The organism is Spirosoma endbachense (assembly GCF_010233585.1).
Lineage (GTDB): Bacteria > Bacteroidota > Bacteroidia > Cytophagales > Spirosomataceae > Spirosoma > Spirosoma endbachense.
Map to the genome: position 1 here is coordinate 7,474,585 of NZ_CP045997.1, position 22,300 is coordinate 7,496,884.

At 47.5% G+C, this 22,300-nt stretch carries 14 protein-coding genes; 8 read left to right on the forward strand and 6 right to left on the reverse strand.

Translation table 11 applies throughout. The annotated features are described in order from the left end of the window. Window positions 1-44: 44 nt before the first annotated feature. Window positions 45-1,511, reverse strand: coding sequence for a T9SS type B sorting domain-containing protein (locus GJR95_RS30405; RefSeq protein WP_232540909.1), 1,467 nt, complete (start codon window positions 1,509-1,511; stop codon window positions 45-47). A 517-nt stretch (window positions 1,512-2,028) separates the two neighbouring features. Here GJR95_RS30405 and GJR95_RS30410 point away from each other — a divergent pair. Next, window positions 2,029-2,580, forward strand: a complete 552-nt coding sequence (locus GJR95_RS30410) for an RNA polymerase sigma factor (protein WP_162389439.1) — start codon at window positions 2,029-2,031, stop codon at window positions 2,578-2,580. Window positions 2,581-2,937: 357 nt separating this feature from the next. Here GJR95_RS30410 and GJR95_RS30415 read toward each other — a convergent pair whose 3' ends face one another. Next, window positions 2,938-4,398: a GntP family permease gene (locus GJR95_RS30415; protein ID WP_162389440.1), complete on the reverse strand. Its 1,461-nt coding sequence runs from the start codon at window positions 4,396-4,398 to the stop codon at window positions 2,938-2,940. Window positions 4,399-4,402: 4 nt separating this feature from the next. Continuing rightward, on the reverse strand, window positions 4,403-5,350 hold the full coding sequence (gene denD, locus GJR95_RS30420; protein ID WP_162389441.1) for a D-erythronate dehydrogenase: 948 nt from the start codon (window positions 5,348-5,350) through the stop codon (window positions 4,403-4,405). 113 nt (window positions 5,351-5,463) lie between these two features. Here denD and GJR95_RS30425 point away from each other — a divergent pair, with 113 nt between their 5' ends. Beyond that, on the forward strand, window positions 5,464-6,867 hold the full coding sequence (locus tag GJR95_RS30425) for a four-carbon acid sugar kinase family protein (RefSeq protein ID WP_162389442.1): 1,404 nt from the start codon (window positions 5,464-5,466) through the stop codon (window positions 6,865-6,867). Between the two features lie 603 nt (window positions 6,868-7,470). Here GJR95_RS30425 and GJR95_RS42605 read toward each other — a convergent pair. After that, window positions 7,471-7,593, reverse strand: coding sequence for a hypothetical protein (locus GJR95_RS42605; RefSeq protein ID WP_262889736.1), 123 nt, complete (start codon window positions 7,591-7,593; stop codon window positions 7,471-7,473). A 320-nt stretch (window positions 7,594-7,913) separates the two neighbouring features. On the opposite strand from GJR95_RS42605, the gene GJR95_RS30430 reads away from it, so the two are divergent. After that, window positions 7,914-8,426 (forward strand): hypothetical protein, encoded by a 513-nt coding sequence (locus tag GJR95_RS30430; protein WP_162389443.1) that lies wholly within the window; start codon window positions 7,914-7,916, stop codon window positions 8,424-8,426. Window positions 8,427-8,492: 66 nt separating this feature from the next. Here GJR95_RS30430 and GJR95_RS30435 read toward each other — a convergent pair whose 3' ends face one another. After that, a complete protein-coding gene (locus GJR95_RS30435) occupies window positions 8,493-10,613 on the reverse strand; it encodes a prolyl oligopeptidase family serine peptidase (protein ID WP_394370009.1) in 2,121 nt (706 codons plus the stop codon). 280 nt (window positions 10,614-10,893) lie between these two features. On the opposite strand from GJR95_RS30435, the gene GJR95_RS30440 reads away from it, so the two are divergent. The 5 genes from GJR95_RS30440 (at window position 10,894) to GJR95_RS30460 (ending at window position 22,003) form a co-directional block, all read left to right on the forward strand. Next, window positions 10,894-14,166 (forward strand): sensor histidine kinase, encoded by a 3,273-nt coding sequence (locus tag GJR95_RS30440; protein WP_162389445.1) that lies wholly within the window; start codon window positions 10,894-10,896, stop codon window positions 14,164-14,166. 113 nt (window positions 14,167-14,279) lie between these two features. Continuing rightward, window positions 14,280-16,670: a sialate O-acetylesterase gene (locus GJR95_RS30445; RefSeq protein ID WP_162389446.1), complete on the forward strand. Its 2,391-nt coding sequence runs from the start codon at window positions 14,280-14,282 to the stop codon at window positions 16,668-16,670. Window positions 16,671-16,896: 226 nt separating this feature from the next. Then, entirely contained in the window at window positions 16,897-19,665 is a 2,769-nt protein-coding gene (locus tag GJR95_RS30450) for a DUF1553 domain-containing protein (protein ID WP_162389447.1), read from the forward strand. Between the two features lie 74 nt (window positions 19,666-19,739). Beyond that, entirely contained in the window at window positions 19,740-21,242 is a 1,503-nt protein-coding gene (locus GJR95_RS30455; RefSeq protein ID WP_162389448.1) for a DUF1501 domain-containing protein, read from the forward strand. 119 nt (window positions 21,243-21,361) lie between these two features. Next, window positions 21,362-22,003: an alpha/beta fold hydrolase gene (locus tag GJR95_RS30460; RefSeq protein WP_262889818.1), complete on the forward strand. Its 642-nt coding sequence runs from the start codon at window positions 21,362-21,364 to the stop codon at window positions 22,001-22,003. Here the strand turns inward: GJR95_RS30460 and gatC are convergent. Continuing rightward, window positions 21,995-22,282: an Asp-tRNA(Asn)/Glu-tRNA(Gln) amidotransferase subunit GatC gene (gatC, locus tag GJR95_RS30465; protein WP_162389449.1), complete on the reverse strand. Its 288-nt coding sequence runs from the start codon at window positions 22,280-22,282 to the stop codon at window positions 21,995-21,997. The genes GJR95_RS30460 and gatC overlap by 9 nt on opposite strands. Between the last annotated feature and the right edge of the window lie 18 nt (window positions 22,283-22,300).

Genomic DNA, 22,300 nt, shown 5'->3' on the forward strand with positions numbered 1-22,300 from the left:
AAGGGCATCTGACTGATTTTTACAAGCCTGATTTTCCAGTGGCCTTAGCGAAGCAGACTAATCGATCCTTGTTTCTGACCGGGTTTCACAACATGATGCTGGCTCAATCGATATTGAATTCGCCATGTATAGACGCCTATCTGGCAAATGGCACCCTGGAAATAACCATCCCATTGAAAAGGCGCCTTGCTGGTTGTAAAAATTAGCTCGCCCCACCGATTAAAAATAGAGAGCGATGTGATCATAATATCACCACAACCATATGCTAAAAAAACATCGTTCAATCCGTCACCATTGGGCGTAAACAAATCAGGGGTGTATAAAACACAGTCGCATGCACCGTAGGAAATCTCGATAGAGTCTGTAACCGTCGCGCACTCATTCTGAACGGTTGCGAAAAAGATTCCAGAGTTATTTACGGTCCTTTCCGGTGTTAGAAATTGGTCTTGCCAGGCAAATTGGCCGTTGACAGCAATGGGTTTAATGGTGAACTGTTGAGCACCACAGAGCTCTTTGTCTGGCCCTAAATCTAACTGTGGCGGTTCGATGTAGCGAACCCGAATGCTATCCGTAACGATGCAGCTTGCCTGCGTAACCCGAACACTATACTGGCCCGCCTGCGTGACCAGAAATGTATTCTGCGAAGAACCATCCTGCCAATAATCTTTGGAAGCTGAATTCTGGGGAACTTTCAGCGTAAGTGTTTGGCCATTGCAAAGGGTAGTATCGGGCCCCAGATCAAAATCAAGGTTATAGTCAATCGAAATGGTATCGTGCAGAATTTTACAGGCTGTGGTTACTTTAACGAAGTAGGTTCCCGGCTTTTTCACTAACAGTGTAGGCTGGGTGCTGCCATCGTTCCAAAGATAATCGGTAGCACCGGGCGTTTGGGCATTGAGCCGATAAGTGCTGTTTTTGCCGCATAAAGTTGTATCTCTGCCTAAATCAAGCTTGATCGGTACAAGCAGAATATCATCAATGAAAAGGTAATAAAAGCCTAGTAAAGGCGGTTCTTTGTAGAAGCTTCCAATGGTTGCATATTGTTCTCCTCCTCGCGCGCTGATAGTGCCTGATACTTGCTGCCACTTCAAGGCTGGGGTGCTGGTTGTAAGGTGACTATCAATAAATTGCGGATTGACACTCAATAAATCGGTTGTTGCAGTTTGAGTAGGCTGAGCAGAAAAATAAGCTCCGAGTGTCTGGGCAAGAAACTTACTTGGTGTTTCCAGGGCAACGTACATCTCAAAGTAATAACACTCATTGGCGATTAATGGCTTCAGGAGTGGTACCGACATGTATTCAGACCAGCCCCGATCTAAAAACAGATGCCCTAACCCGTTGCCTGTATGAGGTGGTAAGGCCATCTGTCCAGTCTGAAAACACTCATGATAAAAATCGGGGGTTGCTCTGGTAGGATTAAACCAGGGAATTGCTTCGGAAAGAAGATTGTCCTGGCGGGGGCAGTTTCTATAACTTTCAAAGCTTCCATTTGGAATAAGATTTTGCCCCATAGCATTTGTAGTGATAAAGGCTAGGGATAAGACCAACATCCAAACAGGTTTTCCTTTCATATCTTGTGTAAACTATACCTAGTCCTGAATGGATATCTTTAAATCATTGAATTATATATAGCTAAAGTACAGAATTTAACTCAATACGAGCATTGACCAGAAATGGTTGCTTACGCTTTGGTCCACTGCGCTTCTTTGTCGACGTTGAAAAGACATAGATTGGCTATCAAGTTGATATATAGTCCAATAAAACTACCGATTAATAAATTTAAATAATTGATTCTTAATTTTTTTAAAAACTAATTCTTGCACGTTCTGGAGATGTAACAGTATTCTGCCAATACTTAATAATACTTTATCAATAAGTAGATAAAACAATACACGTATATAATGTACTTACAATAGGTGTATAAACACACGTTGATGTGTAACCATCATTTTACTTAATAAATCCAGGTTATATTTGTTATCGTAAACTATACGTACCCATACTTGAAAAGTTATTTACGCACTTCTTATGAGAAAGGCTAAACTAGCCGATGAGCAACTGGTGAAACATTACCAGGATACCAGTTCAGATGATTCCTTTGAGATGCTTTATAGTCGATATGTCAGCAAAGTTTATCAAAAATGCCTGTCTATCACTAAAGATTCCGAATCGGCCCAGGACTATACACAGGACATTTTCATTAAAGTATTTAATAAGTTAGATACCTTTCAGAACCGGTCAACATTTTCGACCTGGTTATATTCGGTTTCACACCATTATTGCCTGGATCAGCTCCGATTAAATAAGCGGCTCAGCACCGAAACACTATCGGATGAAGTTATCAATGGTGTGTCGGAATCTGACTCTCCCGAATCAGTAGATAATCAACTCCAGATGCTGGAAGGGGTAATGAGTGAGTTATCGGCTGAGGAAGTGAAATTACTGCGTCTGAAACATGAGCAGGGGTTATCCATTAAAGAGATTAGTCATCAATACAACATTTCGGAGAGTGCGGTGAAGATGCGCTTAAAACGCACACGGGATAGGCTACAGGAATTGTACCTGCGCCATTATTCGTAAATGCAGTATGACTTACGCTGGGATTTACAGATTCCAAACTATTGATCTGCTAAGAAATACGAACAAATCCTGCAAGATTAGTTGACGTAGATAATTCGCAAAAAACGTCAGCTCTAGCAAAGCTGACGTTTCCTATAACCTTTATGAGAAGAAACCTACAGGCTTCCGAAACAAAGAAGCTGGAAACCAGCCTGATGTTGCACGGCAGCCATGCATTTAGTACCAGCGGACAGGTTTGGGGATAAACGGTAATAAGTTTGAGCGAAATTGGCTTTGCATCTGGCTGAATAGAGCGGATTCCTGCCCACAGAAATTGTCAAAAGCCTACTCAGTTTCCGGCCATGAAAAGTAGGTAGTTTATTGCCGACGGATTACCAGAAAAATAATGCCCAATCCTGCCAACGGAATTAGAGGGTCGAGCAATGAGCCGCCGGAGCCGAAAGCCAGGTTAATGAGGGCGATCAGTATGCCACCCACAGCCCAGGTAAGGCTGGTCGGAATAGACCAGGTCATAATTTGCTGATTCACATCAGTAATGCCCATCATGCGGTTGACGACCCAGAACAGGCTGTCGTTAAAGTAACTGAAGAAGAATGACCCTATTACAGCGGCCTGAGCGGCAAACAACATATTCATGCCTGGTACCTGCATAAGAATAGGCGCTGTAATTGAAGCCGACGTAATCATGGCAACCGTACCAGAGCCTTGAATCAGACGGATTACGGTCGCTACCAGAAATGGGATCATGATGGGCGAAAAAGGCAGTTTCGCGATCAGGGCCGCGAGTTGAGTACCTGTGCCCGTTTCCCGTACAACAAATCCCAAAGCTCCACCAGCGCCGGTCACCATCAAAATAATTCCCGCTGATTGAAGCCCTTCTTCCAGACGTGCCGACGATTGATGACGATCAAGATAAGGAACTAACGTATATACAGCGAGCAAGGTGCTGATACAGAGTGCAATGATGGGCGTCCCGACGAACATAATTACCTCTACAAGCAATTGTAATACGGATAATTCGCTCGTAGCGGGTGGTGGTAAAAGGGTGATCATTGCCTTGATAATGATCAGTAAAATGGGAACAACGATAGGCAACAGCGAAAGCGTTAAGGTCGGCAATGGACGATCTGCTTTCTCACTAAGGTAGGTGTCGTGGATCGTTTTTAACGTTTCGTCAGTGAGTATTTCGTCAGAAAAGTCAACATATTTTTTCCCAAGCCATTGCCCGTATAGAATGAATGTTATCGTGCAGGGAATAGCCAACAGCATCCCTAACAACATCATGGCGCCTACATCTACATTAAACAACCCGGCTACACCCAATGGGCCGGGTGTTGGCGGTACCATGGTATGAGTAACCACAAGGCCACCGGCCAGTGCAACACCCAGGGTCAATAATGAGCGATTCCCTTTTTTGGATAAGGCTTTGGCGATAGGAAACAGGATGACAAAAGCAGAGTCGGCAAAGATCGGAATGCTGACGAAATAGCCGGTCATGGCCAGAGCCCACTCTTCTTTTCGATTGCCCAGCCACTTGATAAATGAATAGGCGATCTGCTCGGCTGCTCCAGAAACCTCCAGAATTCGTCCCATCATGACACCCAGCCCGATAATGATACCAATTGTGCCGAGGGTGGCCCCAAAGCCTTTGGTAATCGCATCGAGTGTTTCACTTACCGACATCCCTCCGGTTAGCCCGGCTATGCAGGCAGCCATGATCATGGCAATCAGCGGATGCACTTTGGTGCGTAATACCAGAAAAATAAGAACAAAAACGGCAACAGCTAGCCCAACAATGGGAACGGAAAGATGGGACATTTGCCTACACTTTGTTCTGAGCGATGAATTGAGTGATAAACTGATCAAAATGGCCGTCGACCTCGAACCCAAGCGCCAGAGCCCGGGTATTGTCCATTACCGTAGGCCAACTGAGTACGATTGCATTGATAGCCGGATCAGGCTTGAATTGGATCCTGGCCAGCGTTTCTTTGTCCGTAACGCGCTCAAGCGATTCGAGCATCTGTTGTACGGTTACACTAATTCCGGGCAGGTTTACCGTGCGCCATTCCCCAAAGACAGCGCCATCCAGAGATGCTCCTTTGATAATATTCTGAATGATCGTATCGGGGCTCGACACTAAAACTGGAAGCTCAGGCGCTACGGGACAAATAGCCTCTTCACCGTTAATGGGTTCCCGTATGATGCTGCTGACAAACGAGGAAGCGGCCAGATTGGGTCGGCCGGGCCGAACGCAGATGGTTGGTAAACGCAATACCCGCCCGTCCACAAAGTTTTTGCGGGTATAGTCATTGATGAGCAATTCTCCAATGGCTTTTTGGGCACCATAAGACGAATGTGGGGTCACCACGGTTGCTTCATTGACGAGAGCTGGCAACGAACCACCATATACGGCAAGAGAACTGGCAAACACAAACCGAATCCCCTGACGTTGGTGACGGCATGCTTCCAGGAGCTGCCGGGTAATATCGAGATTTACTTTCCAGCCCAGATCGAAGTCCTTTTCTGCATGACTGCTTACCACAGCAGCAAGATGGAAAATGATCCCGGTTTTAGCCGTGATCAGATTTCTGGCCGCATCGCCTTCCGAAAGGTCGGCTTGTTGACAAGTGATCCTGGTGTCGTTGCCAGGATTAGCAGGCATCACTATATCGACCAGAAGTAACTCATCAAAGATGAAAGAACTGCTTAGGAGCGCTTTCGCCAGTCGTTGGCCCAGAAAGCCTGCTCCACCTGTTATAATTAGTTGCATAGATTTAAATCCTTATAAAGTAGGTTTAACCGAAAACCTCCTATTAACTACTGTAAAGTCCGAAATTCAATGCGTCTTTTTCCGCTGAACCAGACGCATAAAAGCCTGAAAAAATGTATGTGTCTGTAAGTCAGAAGATGGATCAGTTACCTCCTGATTATAAAGAGGAGATGCTTGCATCCATTCGTGAAGCATTTAGTTCGAGTGGTAAAACCATTGTGGTGCTCGACGATGATCCTACCGGAACGCAAACGTCTCATGATGTAACCGTGCTTACGTCATGGCGTGCAGGACTGATTGCAGAAGAATTGAAAAAGAAACCGTCTATTTTGTTTATTCTCACCAATTCGCGCAGCTTGCCCGAGTGGGAAGCGGTTGAACTTGCGCAGGAAATTGGCTATAACTTAAAAGCAGCTGTTATCGATAGCGGAAGGGAGATTGTCGTTATCAGCCGAAGTGATTCTACATTGAGAGGCCATTTTCCGGCTGAAGTGAATGCTGTCGCCAGCACGCTGGACATGGCAGAAGCTACAATCGTATTCGTGCCGGCATTTATTGAAGGCGGGCGATTTACGATTGATGATGTTCATTATCTGGTTGAAAATCAGAAGTTGGTGCCCGTGTCGGATACGCCTTTCGCCCGCGATGTAGTGTTTGGATACAAGCACGCTGATTTGAAACTATGGGTTGAAGAAAAAACCAAGGGGCGGGTGAAGGCAGCGGATGTGGGCTCCATATCAATTGACGATATCCGGGTGGGCGGGCCGCAGGTAGTTGGTGAGAAATTGATAGCCTGTGCCAACGGGTCGATTTGTATTGTCAACGCTGCCAGTTACCGGGATCTGGAGGTCGTTGTAATGGGTTTGATATTGGCAGAGAAATCGGGGAAAAAGTTTCTGTACCGCAGTTCGGCAACGTTGGTACCTATCCGGGCTGGTATGGAAAGCGGTAAAATTTTTTCTCCCCCCAAAGAGGGCACAAATTCTGTCAATGGAGCGCTCGTTATGGTAGGATCGCATGTCCCTAAAACAACCAGCCAGCTTAACTGGCTTCTGAAAAATGGCAACTATCAATCCATTGAAGTGAATGTAGCAGAGATACTACAATCAGTTGACCCACTAGTACAGGCAGCTGCAATTAGCCGACAAACGGATGAGTGGCTTTTGGCCGGAAAGAATGTGGTGATTCATACCAGTCGCCAGTTAGCGGTAGGTACTGATTCAGAAAGCAGTTTACGAATCAATGCTTCGGTTTCCGATTTTCTGGTCAATATCATGAAAAGCCTTACGGTCCGGCCGAAATTTATCGTGGCCAAAGGAGGAATTACCTCCAGTGATCTGGCATCCAAAGGGCTTTCTTCAGAAAAAGCGGTGGTGCTTGGGGCTGTGATCCCTGGGGTTCCGGTCTGGCAAATGAATAGGGAGAGCAAATTTCCGGGGATTAAGTATGTCGTTTTCCCTGGTAATGTTGGCGATGAAACCGCGCTGGATGAGGTATGCCGGAAGTTAGCGGGTTAACGTTCATCTGGGACCTTTCTGCCTGAGTAAAAAACAACCCGGTTCTAACGACCGGGCGTTTTGATTTACCCATCTTTGATTTATGCAATTCTAATCGTTATCGCTAGTGGAATTGAGCAAAAGGCACTACCTAAAAGCAGGGCCTTTTGCCATGCAGTATTCTACAAACCAGTACGTTAAAGGTCGAGTTAGGGTTGCGTGGTTAAAAAAAAATAGTTGATATCGATCATTGCACGGGGCGTATTTTCGCATGAACCCAGCAAAAAACACCGACCTCAATGTGGGCCGGTGTTTGTGCAACATAGTTGATTTCTCTCGGCGGCCGTTGATTTGCACCTTATTGATGAATACGTATATAGCTCGCCCGTCGTTGTAAAAAAAATATAGGATAGTAGGTAGTAGTTAAGTCTTTAGTCGTAGGCAGGAAAAAGCAATGATAGGTACAATAAAAACGCCGACTTCATCATGAGTCGGCGTTTCGTTATTCCACCAAGTAAAGAAGCAAATTACTAAAAATAAGCTCAATAACAGTGGGTTAGCCTCTTTTTAATAGCAACTTAATAAGTGATGATCCATTTTTTATCACCTTTGATCGGCCCGTAACTATGCACAGAGTTGTGGCAGGAAATTGAGCGTTTGCGCTCTGAAAAATACAAAAGAAAATGCCTGTTGACCATTGGGGTTCAGGCCTTCAATCGTAGTTAGAGCCGATATTGACAAAGGCATGAATTTAATGCTTTATTAGTTTTATCCTATAAATTTAATAGAGTGAAAAGTCGTTGATAAGCAGTATTTTCTGCATTACCGATCACTCAAACGTATCGATGGTCTTTCGTCAATACATTAATGAGAAATCGTAACTATTTTTTGGAAATGTATTTATAAGGTACTGATTTACAGATTGTTTACCAATAGCTGGTATTTGCTGATTTGTTGCTGAGAATCTGTTACTCTTACCGATTAATAAGAGCCTAAACAAGGGAATTTGCGAAGCGAAACGAATATACCTTAATTTGTTCCCAGTTTTACATAAATCAGTTTACCACATGAAAAAAATTCACTTTTCGATTTTGCTAGTTATAGCCCTTCTGGCGGGCACCCAGTCATTTGCTCAAATGGCGATTGACAAAGGTACTAAGTTCATCAACCTCGGTATTGGCGTAGGTGGCTACGGTTACTACTCAGGTGGCGGTGGTATCGGACTTAATGCCGCTGCCGATTTTGGTGTGGCACCTAATATTACAGTGGGTGGTGTAATTGGTTATAGAAGCTATGGAAGTGTAGGGTCCTACAATTATAATTCATTTGACATTGGTGCTCGGGGTTCTTACCATTTCAACGAACTGCTTAGCCTAAGTACTGACAAAGCTGATTTATACGCTGGCATAGGCCTTTCCTACTTTTCTTTTTCCTATGGTGGTTTTACGGACACTTATGGAACGGTATATGTGCCTATTCACATTGGTGGTCGTTACTTTTTCAGCGAGAAATTAGGTGCTTTTGCTGAACTGGGCTCTAGCCTTGCTACTCTTAAATTAGGGCTTACCCTTAAATTCTAAGGATATTCCTCATTAAGCGAAAAAAGCCGCTCCTGATTCAGGAGCGGCTTTTTTCGTTGAATAGAATTACTTACTGGCGATTTCGCGCAGGCTCTTCACACCCATATTCCAGAGGATGAATGAATAGATGTCGGCCGTGGTCTCAATATTCTTTTTGGTATTGCTGGCACCGTGCCCGGAGTTGGTATCTATCCGGATCAGAACCGGATTCTGGCCTTTATAAACCTCCTGAATGGTGGCTGCATACTTAAACGAGTGTGCTGGTACAACCCGGTCGTCGTGGTCGGCGGTTGTGATGAGGGTAGCAGGATAAGCGACACCCGTTTTCAGATTATGAATTGGTGAGTAGGCGTATAAGGCCTTAAACTCGTCGGCATTATCGCTGCTACCGTAATCGGCAATCCAGTTCCAGCCAATCGTGAATTTGTGGAATCGGAGCATATCCATGACGCCCACCTGTGGAATCGCTACCCGAAATAATTCGGGCCGTTGATTCATAACCGCCCCAACGAGTAGCCCACCGTTTGACCCACCCTGAACTGCCAGTTTAGCCGGGCTGGTGTATTTCTGCGCAATCAGGTATTCGGCGGCTGCAATGAAATCGTCAAATACGTTCTGCTTTTTCAGCTTCATGCCCTGCTCGTGCCATTTCTCGCCATACTCACTACCACCGCGTAAGTTTGCCTGGGCATAAACACCACCCTGCTCCAGAAAGGGAATTCGTAGCGGACTAAATGCCGGGGGCAGGCTGATGTTGAATCCGCCGTAGCCGTACAGGAGAGTTGGGTTCGTGCCATCCAGTTTTAATCCTTTACGGTAGGTCAGGAACATGGGCACTTTTGTGCCGTCTTTACTGGTGTAGAAAACCTGTTTTGTTTCATAGTCGGTTGGCTTAAAATCTACTTCGGGAGCCCGGAAGATCGTGCTTTTACGGGTGGCGATATCGTACCGGTAGATCGTTGGCGGAAATGTAAAAGACGTGAATGTGTAGAACACGAACTTATCGTCTTTCTCGCCACCAAATCCGCCTGCCGAACCGATGGCGGGGAGTTGAATATCGCTTTCCCGCTTTCCTGAATAGTCAAACACCTCTACGTTTGAGGTAACATCCTTCGAGTATTCGACGAACAATTTACCGCCTGCTGCACTGACGCTATTCTCGGCAATGGGTTCTGGTTTCTCGGCAATAAGTGTCGAAAAGGCCTTCTTTTTCGTGTCGTAGGCAATGACTTTACTATTGGGAGCTTTCTCATTGGTCAAAATCAACAGCCGATCCCCATCGTTGTCGACTACGCCATAACTGAAGTCGGTCACATCTTCCACAACAGACGAAAACGATTTCTGATCGGCTTTAGCATCCATAAAAAACAACGCATTGCCGTCTTTTCCCTTGCCTCGATCACTCACACTGAGCAACAGGAACCGCTCGTCGTCGGTGGTACTGGCAATGTGGAATCGCTGAGGATGCTGAGGATCTTCATAAACCAACCGATCGGCGCTTTGGGGCGTGTTTAGTTTATGATAGAAAACCTGGTGATTTTCGTTCTTGGCGGCCAGTGCACTGCCTTCGGGTTTTGGGTAGCGACTGTAATAAAATCCGTCACCCTGCCAGGCTGTGCCCGACACTTTTACCCATTCGATTTTATCCGACAGGTATTGCTTGGTAGCCAGTTCCATAACCTGGTATTCCTGCCAGTCGGAACCTCCCTTGGAGAGGCCAACTACGGCGTATTTACCATCTTTCGAGAGCGAAAATGCACCTAGTCGTGTGGTGCCGTCGGCCGAAAGTTTGTTAGGATCGATTACTAATTCCGGTTTTCCGTCAAGACCTTTCTGTCGATACAGAACTGCCTGATTTTGAAGGCCATCGTTCTTCGAAAAATAGAACCATTCGCCCTTACGGCTTGGCGCAGAGTATTTTGGATAGTTATAAATCTGCTCAAGTCGGTTTTGAAGTTGCTGTCTGTACGGAATTTGCGACAAATAGTCGAACGTAACTTTATTTTCGGCTTTTACCCATTCGGCAGTTTCGGCAGAGCGATCGTCTTCGAGCCAGCGGTAAGGGTCGGCAACAGTAGTGCCGTGGTAGGTGTCGGTCTGATCGGTTCTTCGGGCTTTAGGGTAAGCCAAAGATTCATTGGTGTTGTGGCTTCCTGACTGAGCCAGAGCCGCAGAAGAGCTAAGCATAATCGATAAGCGAATGAGGTGAATACAACGCATGGGTTATGGGTAGTTGATGAATTTTTAACGGCAACTTCCTACGAATAACGGTTCGGAATAGCGAAAATACAAGGGACAGTCCTGTTATCAACAAGACTAGTAAGCCCAATCGGTTTTTTAGACGACTATGGAGTTGGCCAACCAGGAAGGAGCGTATGGTTAAATCAGTCTAAACTACCAAATCGCTTGGAAAATAGGTAAATACTTAACTCATTTACAGTTGCTTATCTTAACCTCTTTATTATTAATGATTCGACAGGTACTTCATAGTGCCGCTTATCTGGTGCTCCTTTGGAGTATATTAAGTCAGTATGGCTGGGCGCAGATAAATTATCTGGCCAAACCAACCACGCCGAACTTTCAGATTGATCATATCAGCGTTAATGACGGACTAACGCAGGGCTCCGTCTATTACATGCTGAAAGACAGCCGTAGCTTCCTGTGGTTTGGGACGCAGGATGGACTTAATCGCTACGATGGTCATCAATTTCGCACCTATCGCCCTTTAGTAGGTGAGCGGGGAGTCCCTCGCTCTGGCGCAATTCGGGGCGTCAATATTTTTGGTATTATCGAAGACCCTGATGGTAATTTATGGGTTGGTACCGAAGAAGGATTGAACCGGTATGACCGTCAGCGTGATCGCTTCGACTGCTTTTTGGCAACCGATGCCCAGCACCAGCCAATAAATAGCCGTACACTGCCTTTTTTTGTCGATAAAACCGAACTGCTTTACCTGAGTGATGCCGAAGGTTTAGTGCGATTCGACTACCGGAATCGCCGAAAGACAATTCTGGCATCAACCATTCACCCAACTAAAGAATATGACCTTCCGAGCTCGACTGTACGCACCCCGGCGGGTGATGTGTGGCTCCATGCTCCACAAGGCCTGATACGGTATAATCTCCATGATCGAACATTTTCCCACTATTTTACTAGCCGGCCCGACAATCAGTTTGGCTCTCCGCAAACTGTTTTTTCCTTTTTTATTGATCTTGACAACGTTGCCTGGATTGGGACAAATACGGGATTGATTCGATTCGATTATCGGCATCAAACGGCGCTGGTATACGATCGTTTTGGCAACCAGCCCCTCAGCGCCGTCTATAGTATTGCTCCCGGTCAGCTTGGCCGTCTCTGGCTGGGCACGCAACGCAATGGGGTATTGTATTTCGATAAACGGTCGCGGTTGTTTGGTCAGGTCAACGATGTGACGGGCAATACCCGACAACTGAGCGAGTTTGAGATTCGTAAAGTTTATTCGGATAATCTGGGCATAATCTGGGCTAATGTCGATCCGGACGGACTGACCCGTATCATACCCAATGCTTTTTTGTTTGGGGGCATGAGCAAACGCCAGTCGACAGATAATATGCCTGCTGAATTAAAGTTAAGCAACTACACGGTTCGGGGCTTTATGGAAGAGCGTTTTGATCGACTCTGGATCTCAACGGAAGAAGGAATTAACGTACTTGATCCACGGACAAATCATGTAGTTAAACGCTATTTCACCGATGCAAGCGAGTACAATTTGCCAACGCATAAGCTCGTGCGATGCATGTATCGTGACCCAAAACGGCGTATATGGGTTGGTATAAAGGGGGGAGTTATGGCGTTTCATCCGGAAACTGATCGTTTCGAGCCAATTTTATTTCAACCCTCAGCTAGTCAGGTAACCGACAATTATGTTCGAAATCTGGCGAGTATTAACGACAGCACGCTTGTTGCTGCCACCGAAGATGGTCTATATACCCTCAATATTGTCCGCCGTAGCTGGTCAAAACTTCCTGATCTTGCTGGCGAGAACATTTTTAACCTCTGGTATGATACTGCAACCCGCCAGTTATGGGTAGGTACTTACCTGAACGGGTATTACTGGTATCAGCTGCCAGAGCATCAACTGTCGCCCTGGAAACTCATTCGATCGGGCTTAAAAGGGAGTATGGTTCTGCATTTTCGTTCCGATACACTGCGCCAGACCATGTGGCTCTCTACCGATCGGGGGCTGGCTGCTTTGAAGCCTGAAACGGGTAAACTTAAGCTATATTCAGACCAGCAGGGATTAGCCAATTCGTTTGTTTATGGCTCGCTGGCCGATGTTAATAATGTTATCTGGCTGAGTACGAACCGGGGTCTTTCGCGGCTTGATCCGTCTACAGGAGCCATCAAAAATTTTACATTAAGTGATGGTTTACAGGGCAATGAATTTAACGGCAATGCCTTTATCCGACTGGCTAGCGGAGAATTGTTTTTTGGGGGTGTAGAAGGGTTTAATCGGTTTCGTCCCGATATGTACCGCAATTCGTCGTTCAGCCCGAATGTCCATATTTACTCGTTCAATGTTAATGAAGATTCGTTGCTTTCGGATCGTTATGTTGGTGAAATTGACCGGATTGAACTAGCGCACGATCAGAACACCCTATCGATGGAGTTTGCTGCTTTGGACTACTTTAGTAATGGCCATAATTCGTACCAGTACCAGTTAATGAACTATGATGAGCAATGGGTATCAGCGGGCGAAAAAAACTACGTTCGCTATGCCAATCTGCCATCGGGCGACTATATTTTTCAGGTTAAAGCCGCCAATCGGGATGGGCACTGGAGTAGCCGGATTAAAAAACTGGCGATTCATATTCAGCCGCCGTTCTGGAAAACACCCGCGTTCTACATACTGATTGCATTAGTGCTTGTCCTGGTAACCTTTGGCTGGATTCGACAGCGTGAAAATGTCATACGCCAACAGGAGACGGATCGGTTGCGGCTGGCGTATGACATTCAGGAGCAGGTTAAGAAAGACATTGCCCGTGATCTGCACGATGAGATTGGAACCCGGCTTGCCACTCTAAAACTCTACACAACCCGGTTGATCCAGTACATCAATGAAGCCTCCGTTGAAACAACTCAATCGGCAACGCACGCGAATGTTGTGAATACCGCAGGCGTGCAGGTTCTGAAGAACAATATTTTTACGCTGATTAACAGTACGATAAGTGATGTACGTAATCTGCTTCGGAAACTAAACCCGCAAACACTGGAGCGATATGGTTACGTAGCTGCTGTAGAGGAACTGTTCTCGCGTATTAACGCAACGGGCACAATCGCAATGCACCTGATTTTGACGAATGCCCCCGGTGAGTCGGCCGCAGACGGAGCAGAGTTAACTGATAATCCGGCAAACCCGGATTTACGAACAATGGCCCGCCTTCCGGTGGATATCGAGGTGATGTTATACCGAATTACTCAGGAGCTGGTGAGCAATTCGCTTAAACATGCAAACGCACACCAGATCGATCTATTTATTCAGGGCCAGAAGGATCGACTATTCCTGATCTATTCCGATGATGGACAAGGGTTTGATTATGACCAGATAAAGCGCAGTGGGCCTGGACTTGGACTAGGTAGTATAGAATCGAGGGTCGCTATTTTGAACGGAAAAATCCTTTGGCAAACACAACCTGGGAAGGGTGTAAGTGCGCATATAGATATACCTACGGGCCCCGTTGCGAAGCGGTGGTTTTCTTAGATATTGACGTGTTTTCAGGTGATTGTCTAAGTACCGTAAACGGACCATTCTGCTTATATCAATAACCGTTATCAACTTTCTACCTATTTTCGCAGGAGCATACACAATTATTCATGTCCACATTTACAAAATGGGTCTTACTGTTTATTGGATGGCCCTTTTTTGCTTTTGCCCAATTACAGATTACACACCCAATGTCGCGGCTCGTCGTTCAGCGCGGGAGCGATGGCAATGGGCGACTGTATTTGTCAGGGCGACTGAGCAGTGCCGTCGATCGGGTAGAGGCTTCACTAACGCCCGTTTCGGCTGGACAGGGAAATGCTACGGGCTGGCAGGTGGTTCAAACAAATCCCACAAATAATGTTTTTCTGGGCTATGTCACAGGTTCAGGCGGGTGGTATATCCTGACCGTACGAACCCTGATTGGGAATACCGTCATCGCAGAGGGAACCGTACAACCTGTTGGTATTGGTGAAGTGTTCGTTACGGCCGGACAGTCAAACTCGCGGGGCCTGGGCATTGGCGATAATGACCTTGGAGCCATTACTGACCGGGTTAGCGCCATTGATTCGATCAACCACTCTTATCCGCCCGGTGCGCAGGCGCTTGTTTCGTCCGGTGATCCAATGCCAGTGCCCGTATTCAAGCCGTTGACCGCTGGCCGGAAAATTTTCCCTATGGCCGAAAGTTCATGGGGATGGGGCGAATTAGGCGACTACATCGTGAATCGATACAATGTGCCGGTGGCGTTTTATGTAGCCGGGTGGGATGGGTCGACGGCCGAAAACTGGTACAACACGGCGAATGGCATTCCAACCTGTAATCGCTATTTCTGCGCCGAAAACTGGCCTAACCTGCAACCCTATACCAACCTTAAGAATGTACTTCATTACTACAATTCCATTGCAGGCATTCGGGCTGTATTATGGCATCAGGGTGAAGCCGAATACAGCTTTCCCGATGGAACGACGAGTATTCCGCAATACTATGATCGATTAGTGGGGGTTATTCAGAAATCAAGGCAGGATTTTGGAGGGCGTAATGTGCCCTGGATGGTGGCCCGTGCTTCATTCGATGGTACGGAATTTCGCCCTGCTGTTGTTACCGAACAGCAGCGAGTTATTGATACGCCGGGCCTGAATGTCTATCAAGGCCCATATAACGATACGATTGTCAATCGCAATGCCGGAAATACAGATGTACATTTTAAAAATAGCTCCCGCCCGGCAACGCATCCGCGCTATTACTTGAATCCGGCCTCTATTCCGGCCGAGATGGGTCTTTCCCGGTTTGCCCGTAACTGGAATAATAGCCTTAGTAACAGCTTTTTTCAAAACACTCAGCCGGTAACGCCGACTCAATTCGCCGTTACCGGAACCGTAGCGGACTATATCCGCCCCGGCGACAGTCTGTATGTGCCTTTCTCAACGCTCGGTTCGTTTGCGGGCGATAACCAATGGCAGGTGCAATTGCTCGATTCGCTTGGCCGTTACTGGTCTACACTAGGCAGTGGTTCGGCAAGTCCAATTAAACTGAAAATTCCGGATACGCTTCGGCTGGGAAGCCTCTTTCAGCTTCGGGTTGTAGCCACATCGCCATTCCTGCCAGCCGTACCCTCCAATTTATTCAGGACGAGTCCTACGGCTAGTCAGGCAGATGTTAGTCTGGCAATGGGGATCAGTCAACGACTGCCTGATCTGAACGGCCCCGTTACAATAAGTCTTTTTGTCCAAAACAACGGGCCCGGACAGGCACGAAACGTTGTGATTCGGGACCGCTTACCCGATAATCTTGCCTTTATTTCATCGACAGGCTTAACAGTCAATAATAATGTGTTGACCAGTAACGCCATGGATATTAGTCCGGGTACAACGCAGGTTATAAGTTTTGTCGCTCAGCCGACGGCTGGTGGCACATACAGTAATGCTGCGGAAATCGCACAGATGCTCTCAACCGACCCCGATAGTCAGGCTAATTCTGGCACGGGAGATGGTCAGGATGATATGGCTATGCTGGATTTTCGCACCAAACAGGGCGGTTCTGGTTTATTTGTTTCGCCCAATCCCAATCAGGTTCCATTGCCTACAGTTGTCAGTAACCAGCCCATTCCTGATCCAGCTAAAATAGACATTAGCCTGAACATATCAGTTGATAATCGTGTACCCCGCCTGAATGATGTTATCACGTATTCATTGACTATTTCGAATGCGGGTGGTGCTAATGCGGCTATGTTGTTTGTTATAGCCTACCTGCCCAGCGGGCAGGTTTTTGAGTCAAGTAGTGATCTGGCATTAAGCAGCAATGGCGTGGCCGGCAGCATCAGCAATCTGGCGGCTGCTACCAGCAGAACGCTACAGTTCAAAGCCAGAATTACAGCCGCGGGCACTGGAGTTTGTACTGCACAAATTTTAGCCGCCAGCCAGCCTGATCCCGACTCTGTACCTGGTAACGGAACGAGTAATGGCGAAGATGATACCGCTCAGGTAGACGTGCGCGTGAAGTAAGCAAATCGATTTTCTTCCAGATTCAACGAGCTTAATTGGCGATTTTTACGAACGGTTTAGGCTGTATCTTCGTTAAAACTGTATCTATCCGTGATTTTCGTACGCTCTATGCCCAAGTCTCTTCATTATAGGTGGTGAGGATTTGGGGTCTTTTGTCTTTTATTGAAACTAGACAGGGTTAGTCGGTAAATAGCTCGTTCGCATACAATTTGCCCGTAAATCGAAGATGAAAAGTCAGTGGATTATTCTGGGTACCGTCGGCATCGCTGTAGCGTTTATGCTCTCGTCGTTTCCCGGTATTTTTGAGGAACGGGTCGATTATAACACGCAGATTAAACCACTGCTGAACAAAAATTGCATCGTTTGCCACGGCGGTGTTAAAAAAGCGTCGGGATTCTCTCTGTTATTTAAGCATGAAGCCCTGGCACCCGCTAAATCCGGCAAACGGGCCATTATTCCCGGCGATGCAGATGGTAGTGAAATGATTCGGCGATTGACGCTCGATGACCCCGATGAGCGAATGCCCCTCGATCACCCTGCACTGAAGCCTGAAGAAATCGATATCCTGAGTAAATGGATCGATCAGGGCGCCGAATGGGGCGATCACTGGGCGTATCAGACAGTTGAGAAACCTGACATTCCGAAAATTGGCACGTTCTGGAGCCGACTGGGTATTGCTGAAAATGACGAAACGAACTGGGCCAGAAATGAAATCGATCATTTTATTCTGGATAAATTAAAGCAGGAAGGAATAAAACCGTCGCCTGAAGCTGATCGTGCTACGCTAATCCGGCGGCTATCGCTCGATCTCACGGGATTGCCACCCTCAGAAAAAGACGTTCTTGACTTTACGACCGATAAATCAGCCAATGCTTATGAGAAAGTGGTTGATCGGCTGTTAACATCTCCGGCTTACGGCGAACGGTGGACGGGCATGTGGCTCGATCTCGCCCGATACGCTGATACAAAAGGATATGAACGCGATCCCGGCCGGAAAATCTGGCGTTACCGCGATTGGCTCATTAAGGCCTTCAATGAAGACAAACCCTTCGATCAATTTACGGTTGAGCAAATTGCCGGTGACTTAGTGCCGAATCCATCTGATGCTCAGCTGATCGCAACGGGTTTTCATCGGAATACAATGAATAATGATGAGGGTGGTACGCAGGATGAAGAGTTTCGGGTCGCGGCCATGCTGGATCGCGTCAATACGACCTGGGACGTATGGCAGGGAACAACGTTCTCGTGTGTGCAGTGCCACAGCCATCCCTACGACCCATTTGTTAACGATGAGTATTATAAGTTTCTCGCTTTCTTCAACAATAGCCGCGATGAAGATGTAACGAGTGATACACCGACACTGCGATTCTATAAAGCAGATGATTCGCTCAAACTTGTCAATCTGAGGCAGTTTATTGCCAAAAGCATTCCTAACCCTCAGCAAGCCAGCATACAGGCCGATTATTTTACGAAGCTGGCCCGGACAATGGAGCCGAAAATCAATTCGCACGATTTCGACCAGTTGGTAAACGCATCGTTGCTGGATGCCAAGTATTTTGGCTTTCAGGATAAAGGGTCGGCCCGAATCAAAAACGTAACGCTGACCGGGCGGCCACGGCTCCTGATTTCGTGGGGCACAAAGGCTCCTGATGCAACCGTCACCTTCCGGCAGGATAATTTGGCTGGCCCCGTACTGGCCACTGTTCGTGTGCCGAAAACGGGCAGTACCGGCAATGATACGATCCAATTGATACCATTGCCACCCGTGAAGGGTAAGCACAATTTATACGTGTCACTCAATAGTCCAACTGCCCCAAAAGATTGGGTTCAGATCAAATGGGTATCGTTTCAGCCATCGTTGCCCAATCAGCCTCTGGACGCTGTCGGCGAAAGCGATAAATTGTTGTTGGATATTCTGAACGCCAACCCCGAACAAACGCCTATCATGCTCGATGGCATGGGCGATTTAGCGCGGGAAACGTATGTTTTCCAGCGGGGTAACTGGCTGGTAAAAGGGAAGCGAGTAATGCCGGATGTGCCGAAGTACTTTCCGGCAATGGACCCTAAATTGCCAAAAAACAGGCTTGGCCTGGCAAAGTGGATGGTCAGTCGGGAGCATCCGCTAACGGCACGAGTGGCCGTCAATCGATTCTGGGAACAACTGTTTGGTACCGGAATCGTTGAAACCGTCGAGGATATGGGTACGCAGGGTATTGCGCCGACCCACCGCGAGCTACTGGACTATCTGGCTGTTGAGTTCATGGAAACGGATCATTGGAGCGTGAAGAAACTCCTGAAAAAGATCGTGATGTCGGCTACCTATCAGCAACGGTCGGAGGTTTCTCCAGAATTGGTAGCCAAAGATCCTTTCAATAAGTGGCTGGCTCGGGGGCCTCGTGTGCGGCTGTCGGCTGAGGCTGTGCACGATCAGGCACTGGCTGTCAGCGGGCTGTTGAGCCAAAAAATGTATGGGCCCAGCGTTATGCCCGTTCAGCCTGATGGCATCTGGCAATCGCCCTACGATGGCGAAAGCTGGAAACAGAGCACGGGTGAGGATCTGCACCGGCGGGCATTATATACCTATTGGAAACGGACGGCCCCCTATCCATCGATGGTTACCTTTGATAGCCCCAGCCGGGAGTTCTGCCAGCTACGCCGACTCCGAACGAATACGCCCTTGCAGGCCCTTGTCACCCTGAATGATCCTGTCTATGTGGAAGCGGCTCAACAGTTGGCAGACTACATGCAGAAGCATGGACAATCGCCCGAAACGCAGATACAGGCCGGATTTCGTCGGTTAATGTTGCGGGATCTGCCTCCTAAAAAACTAAGCATACTAACCCGGCTCTATCGCAGTACAGAAGCGCATTACCGACTGAAGCCGGATGAAGCCCAAAAGTTGATGGCCAGGGAAGATGCTTCGCCCGAGCAGGCTGCATTGACCGTAACCGCCAATACCATGCTGAATCTGGATGAAGTTGTTACGAAAGAGTAAGTAGTAACCAGCGCTCCCGGCTGTTTTCTGGAGCTAGAGCGATCAAACGCGGGTTTTATCCGCAGTAAGTATTTATGGACAAACTCCTCAACGAACTTCAGCAGGCTGCGGCCGAGCGCGAAACCCGGCGGCATTTTCTGCATACCTGCTCAACAGGGCTGGGCGCAATGGCACTCAGCTCGATCTTAGGCGGATGCGGGTTCTTTGGTAAAAATGAGGCTCAGACGAACACGGTTGGTGCGGCTCTGCCAATGGGAGAGCCAACAGCACCGCATCCCTCCCAGTATTTACCGAAGGCCAAACGGGTTATTTACATTCATATGGCCGGTTCGCCGAGCCAGCTGGAATTGTTCGATTACAAGCCCGAACTAGCCAAATACAACGGTAAAGATTGTCCACAGGAATTGCTGACGGGCAAGAAATTCGCGTTTATCCGGGGTGTTCCGAAAATGCTTGGTCCGCAGGGTAAGTTTGCTCAATATGGCCAGTCGGGCGCATGGGTATCTGATTATCTGCCTCATTTGCAGGGTGTGGTGGATGATATAACGTTCCTGAAAGCAATGCATACGGATCAGTTTAACCATGCACCCGCTCAGTTACTCATGCACACCGGCAGTGCCCGTTTAGGACGACCGAGCATCGGCTCATGGGTTACGTATGGACTCGGTACCGAAAATGATAACCTACCCGGCTACATTGTGCTGGCATCGGGTGGGAAGCAGCCCGATGCTGGAAAGTCAATATGGGGTAGCGGTTTTCTGCCAACAGTTTATCAGGGTGTGCAGTGTCGTACAGACGGCGATCCGGTATTATACGCGTCAGATCCGGCCGGAATGGACCGTAACGTACGCAAACAGACGATTGATGCCATTAGTCAGATCAATCAACAACAGTATGAGGATGTTAAAGATCCTGAAATACTGACCCGAATTGCTCAATATGAACTGGCGTTTCGGATGCAGATGTCTGTACCTGATGCCATGAATATTAAAAGCGAGCCACAGTATATTCTCGACAGCTATGGTGTCGATCCAAACAAAGGCTCGTTTGCCCGAAACTGCCTGCTTGCCCGTCGGCTGGTCGAACGCGGAGTTCGGTTTGTTCAATTGTTCGATTGGGGGTGGGATACGCACGGTACGAGTGCCGACGGAGCCATAGAAATTGGACTCAAGAATAAATGCAAAGAGTCTGATCAGGCCGTAGCAGCCCTGTTGAAAGATCTGAAACAGCGTGGTTTGCTGGACGATACGCTGGTTGTGTGGGGCGGTGAATTTGGTAGGACGCCTATGCAGGAAAATCGCGATGGCCAGGTATTGCCGTTTATGGGTCGGGATCATCACCTCGATGCATTTACCGTCTGGATGGCGGGTGGCGGAGTTAAGCGTGGTTTTTCGTATGGCGAAACCGACGACATTGGCTATTATGGCGTTAAAGATCAGGTTCACGTCCACGATCTTCAGGCTACGATTCTACACCTGCTTGGTTTCGATCACACCAAACTGACCTATCAGTTTCAGGGGCGACCGTTTCGGCTGACCGATGTAGCCGGAAAGATCGTGAAGCCGGTGCTGGCGTGAACTAATTTGGCTTGACCTGAGCTTTACCGGTAAGCATCAATTTTGCTAAGCCGGTTTAGCATCGCCATAGGTAAGGTGATGCTAGACAAGCTCCAGTAGCTATTTCGCGTATTTTTCTTATTCATGGTTATGTCGAAACCCCTGCTATTTTCGACGAACTCGTCCCGTTATTACCCGTTTCCACCTTCGTTCGAATCGATCTGGCCGATGAGTTTCTGCGCTGGAAACCGACTGGGGCAATTAACGTTCAGCTACTGGCGCAGTATCTGGTCGATTTTTATGAAATCAAGGCCGAAGAGGTCATCATTGGCCATTCGATGGGTGGATGGATTGCAAGCCATATCAAGCAATTGATCAGTGCTAAAGCTATTCTGATATCGTCCTGGACCGACCAGCGGAAAATTAGATTACCAACGCATAATTTGCGTCTGCTGAAGTTTCTGCTTTATTCGGGCATTACACAAAGCCGTCCTTTACTGAATTTTTTTCGGAAACAGTATCCATTTGCCGAGTCGCTCGACTTGTATAGTAGTCTAATGGAAGGAATGAGGGTCATGAGTCGAACCTATATCGACCAGCAATTGCAAACGTTATTTGCCCCAGTGCCGCCCCTGACTGTTTCGCCTGATTTGCGCATTCATACCCGCCGGGATAGCATAATTGCCCGGCCTGCCGAACCATTCGTGGAAGTCCCCGGTGATCATTTTAGCCTGGTTTTTCACCCAGAGCAAGTGGCAGAGCCTATTCGGAAACTATTCTAATACTTTCGGAACCTCAAAAAATTGTTCGTCGTGCTGGGGTGCATTGGCGAGCGCCTGTTCGCGGGGAAGGTGATTGCCGATAACGTCGTCTCGCAGGACGTTGGTCTCGGCCGAAATATGGGTCAGCGGTTCAATACCTGTCGTATCGACCTCGTTGAGCTGTTCCATCCAGGTCAAGACGCCATTGAGGCTGTCGAGCAGATCGGCTTCTTCTTCGGGACGGACTTCCAGACGTGCCAGATGGGCAATTTTATGTAACGTTTCCTGATCTACTTTCATCGTAAAAGAGCAACTGGC

Bases quoted from the DNA above. Each gene is read 5' to 3' on its own strand.
- GJR95_RS30415 (WP_162389440.1), bottom strand. From the start codon at position 4,398: ATGTCCCATCTTTCCGTTCCCATTGTTGGGCTAGCTGTTGCCGTTTTT.
- gatC (WP_162389449.1), bottom strand. From the start codon at position 22,282: ATGAAAGTAGATCAGGAAACGTTACATAAAATTGCCCATCTGGCACGT.
- GJR95_RS30430 (WP_162389443.1), top strand. From the start codon at position 7,914: ATGAAAAAAATTCACTTTTCGATTTTGCTAGTTATAGCCCTTCTGGCG.
- GJR95_RS42605 (WP_262889736.1), bottom strand. From the start codon at position 7,593: ATGCCTTTGTCAATATCGGCTCTAACTACGATTGAAGGCCTGAACCCC.
- GJR95_RS30405 (WP_232540909.1), bottom strand. From the start codon at position 1,511: ATGGGGCAAAATCTTATTCCAAATGGAAGCTTTGAAAGTTATAGAAAC.
- GJR95_RS30425 (WP_162389442.1), top strand. From the start codon at position 5,464: ATGTATGTGTCTGTAAGTCAGAAGATGGATCAGTTACCTCCTGATTAT.
- GJR95_RS30435 (WP_394370009.1), bottom strand. From the start codon at position 10,613: ATGCTTAGCTCTTCTGCGGCTCTGGCTCAGTCAGGAAGCCACAACACC.
- GJR95_RS30445 (WP_162389446.1), top strand. From the start codon at position 14,280: ATGTCCACATTTACAAAATGGGTCTTACTGTTTATTGGATGGCCCTTT.
- GJR95_RS30450 (WP_162389447.1), top strand. From the start codon at position 16,897: ATGAAAAGTCAGTGGATTATTCTGGGTACCGTCGGCATCGCTGTAGCG.
- GJR95_RS30410 (WP_162389439.1), top strand. From the start codon at position 2,029: ATGAGAAAGGCTAAACTAGCCGATGAGCAACTGGTGAAACATTACCAG.
- denD (WP_162389441.1), bottom strand. From the start codon at position 5,350: ATGCAACTAATTATAACAGGTGGAGCAGGCTTTCTGGGCCAACGACTG.
- GJR95_RS30440 (WP_162389445.1), top strand. From the start codon at position 10,894: ATGATTCGACAGGTACTTCATAGTGCCGCTTATCTGGTGCTCCTTTGG.
- GJR95_RS30455 (WP_162389448.1), top strand. From the start codon at position 19,740: ATGGACAAACTCCTCAACGAACTTCAGCAGGCTGCGGCCGAGCGCGAA.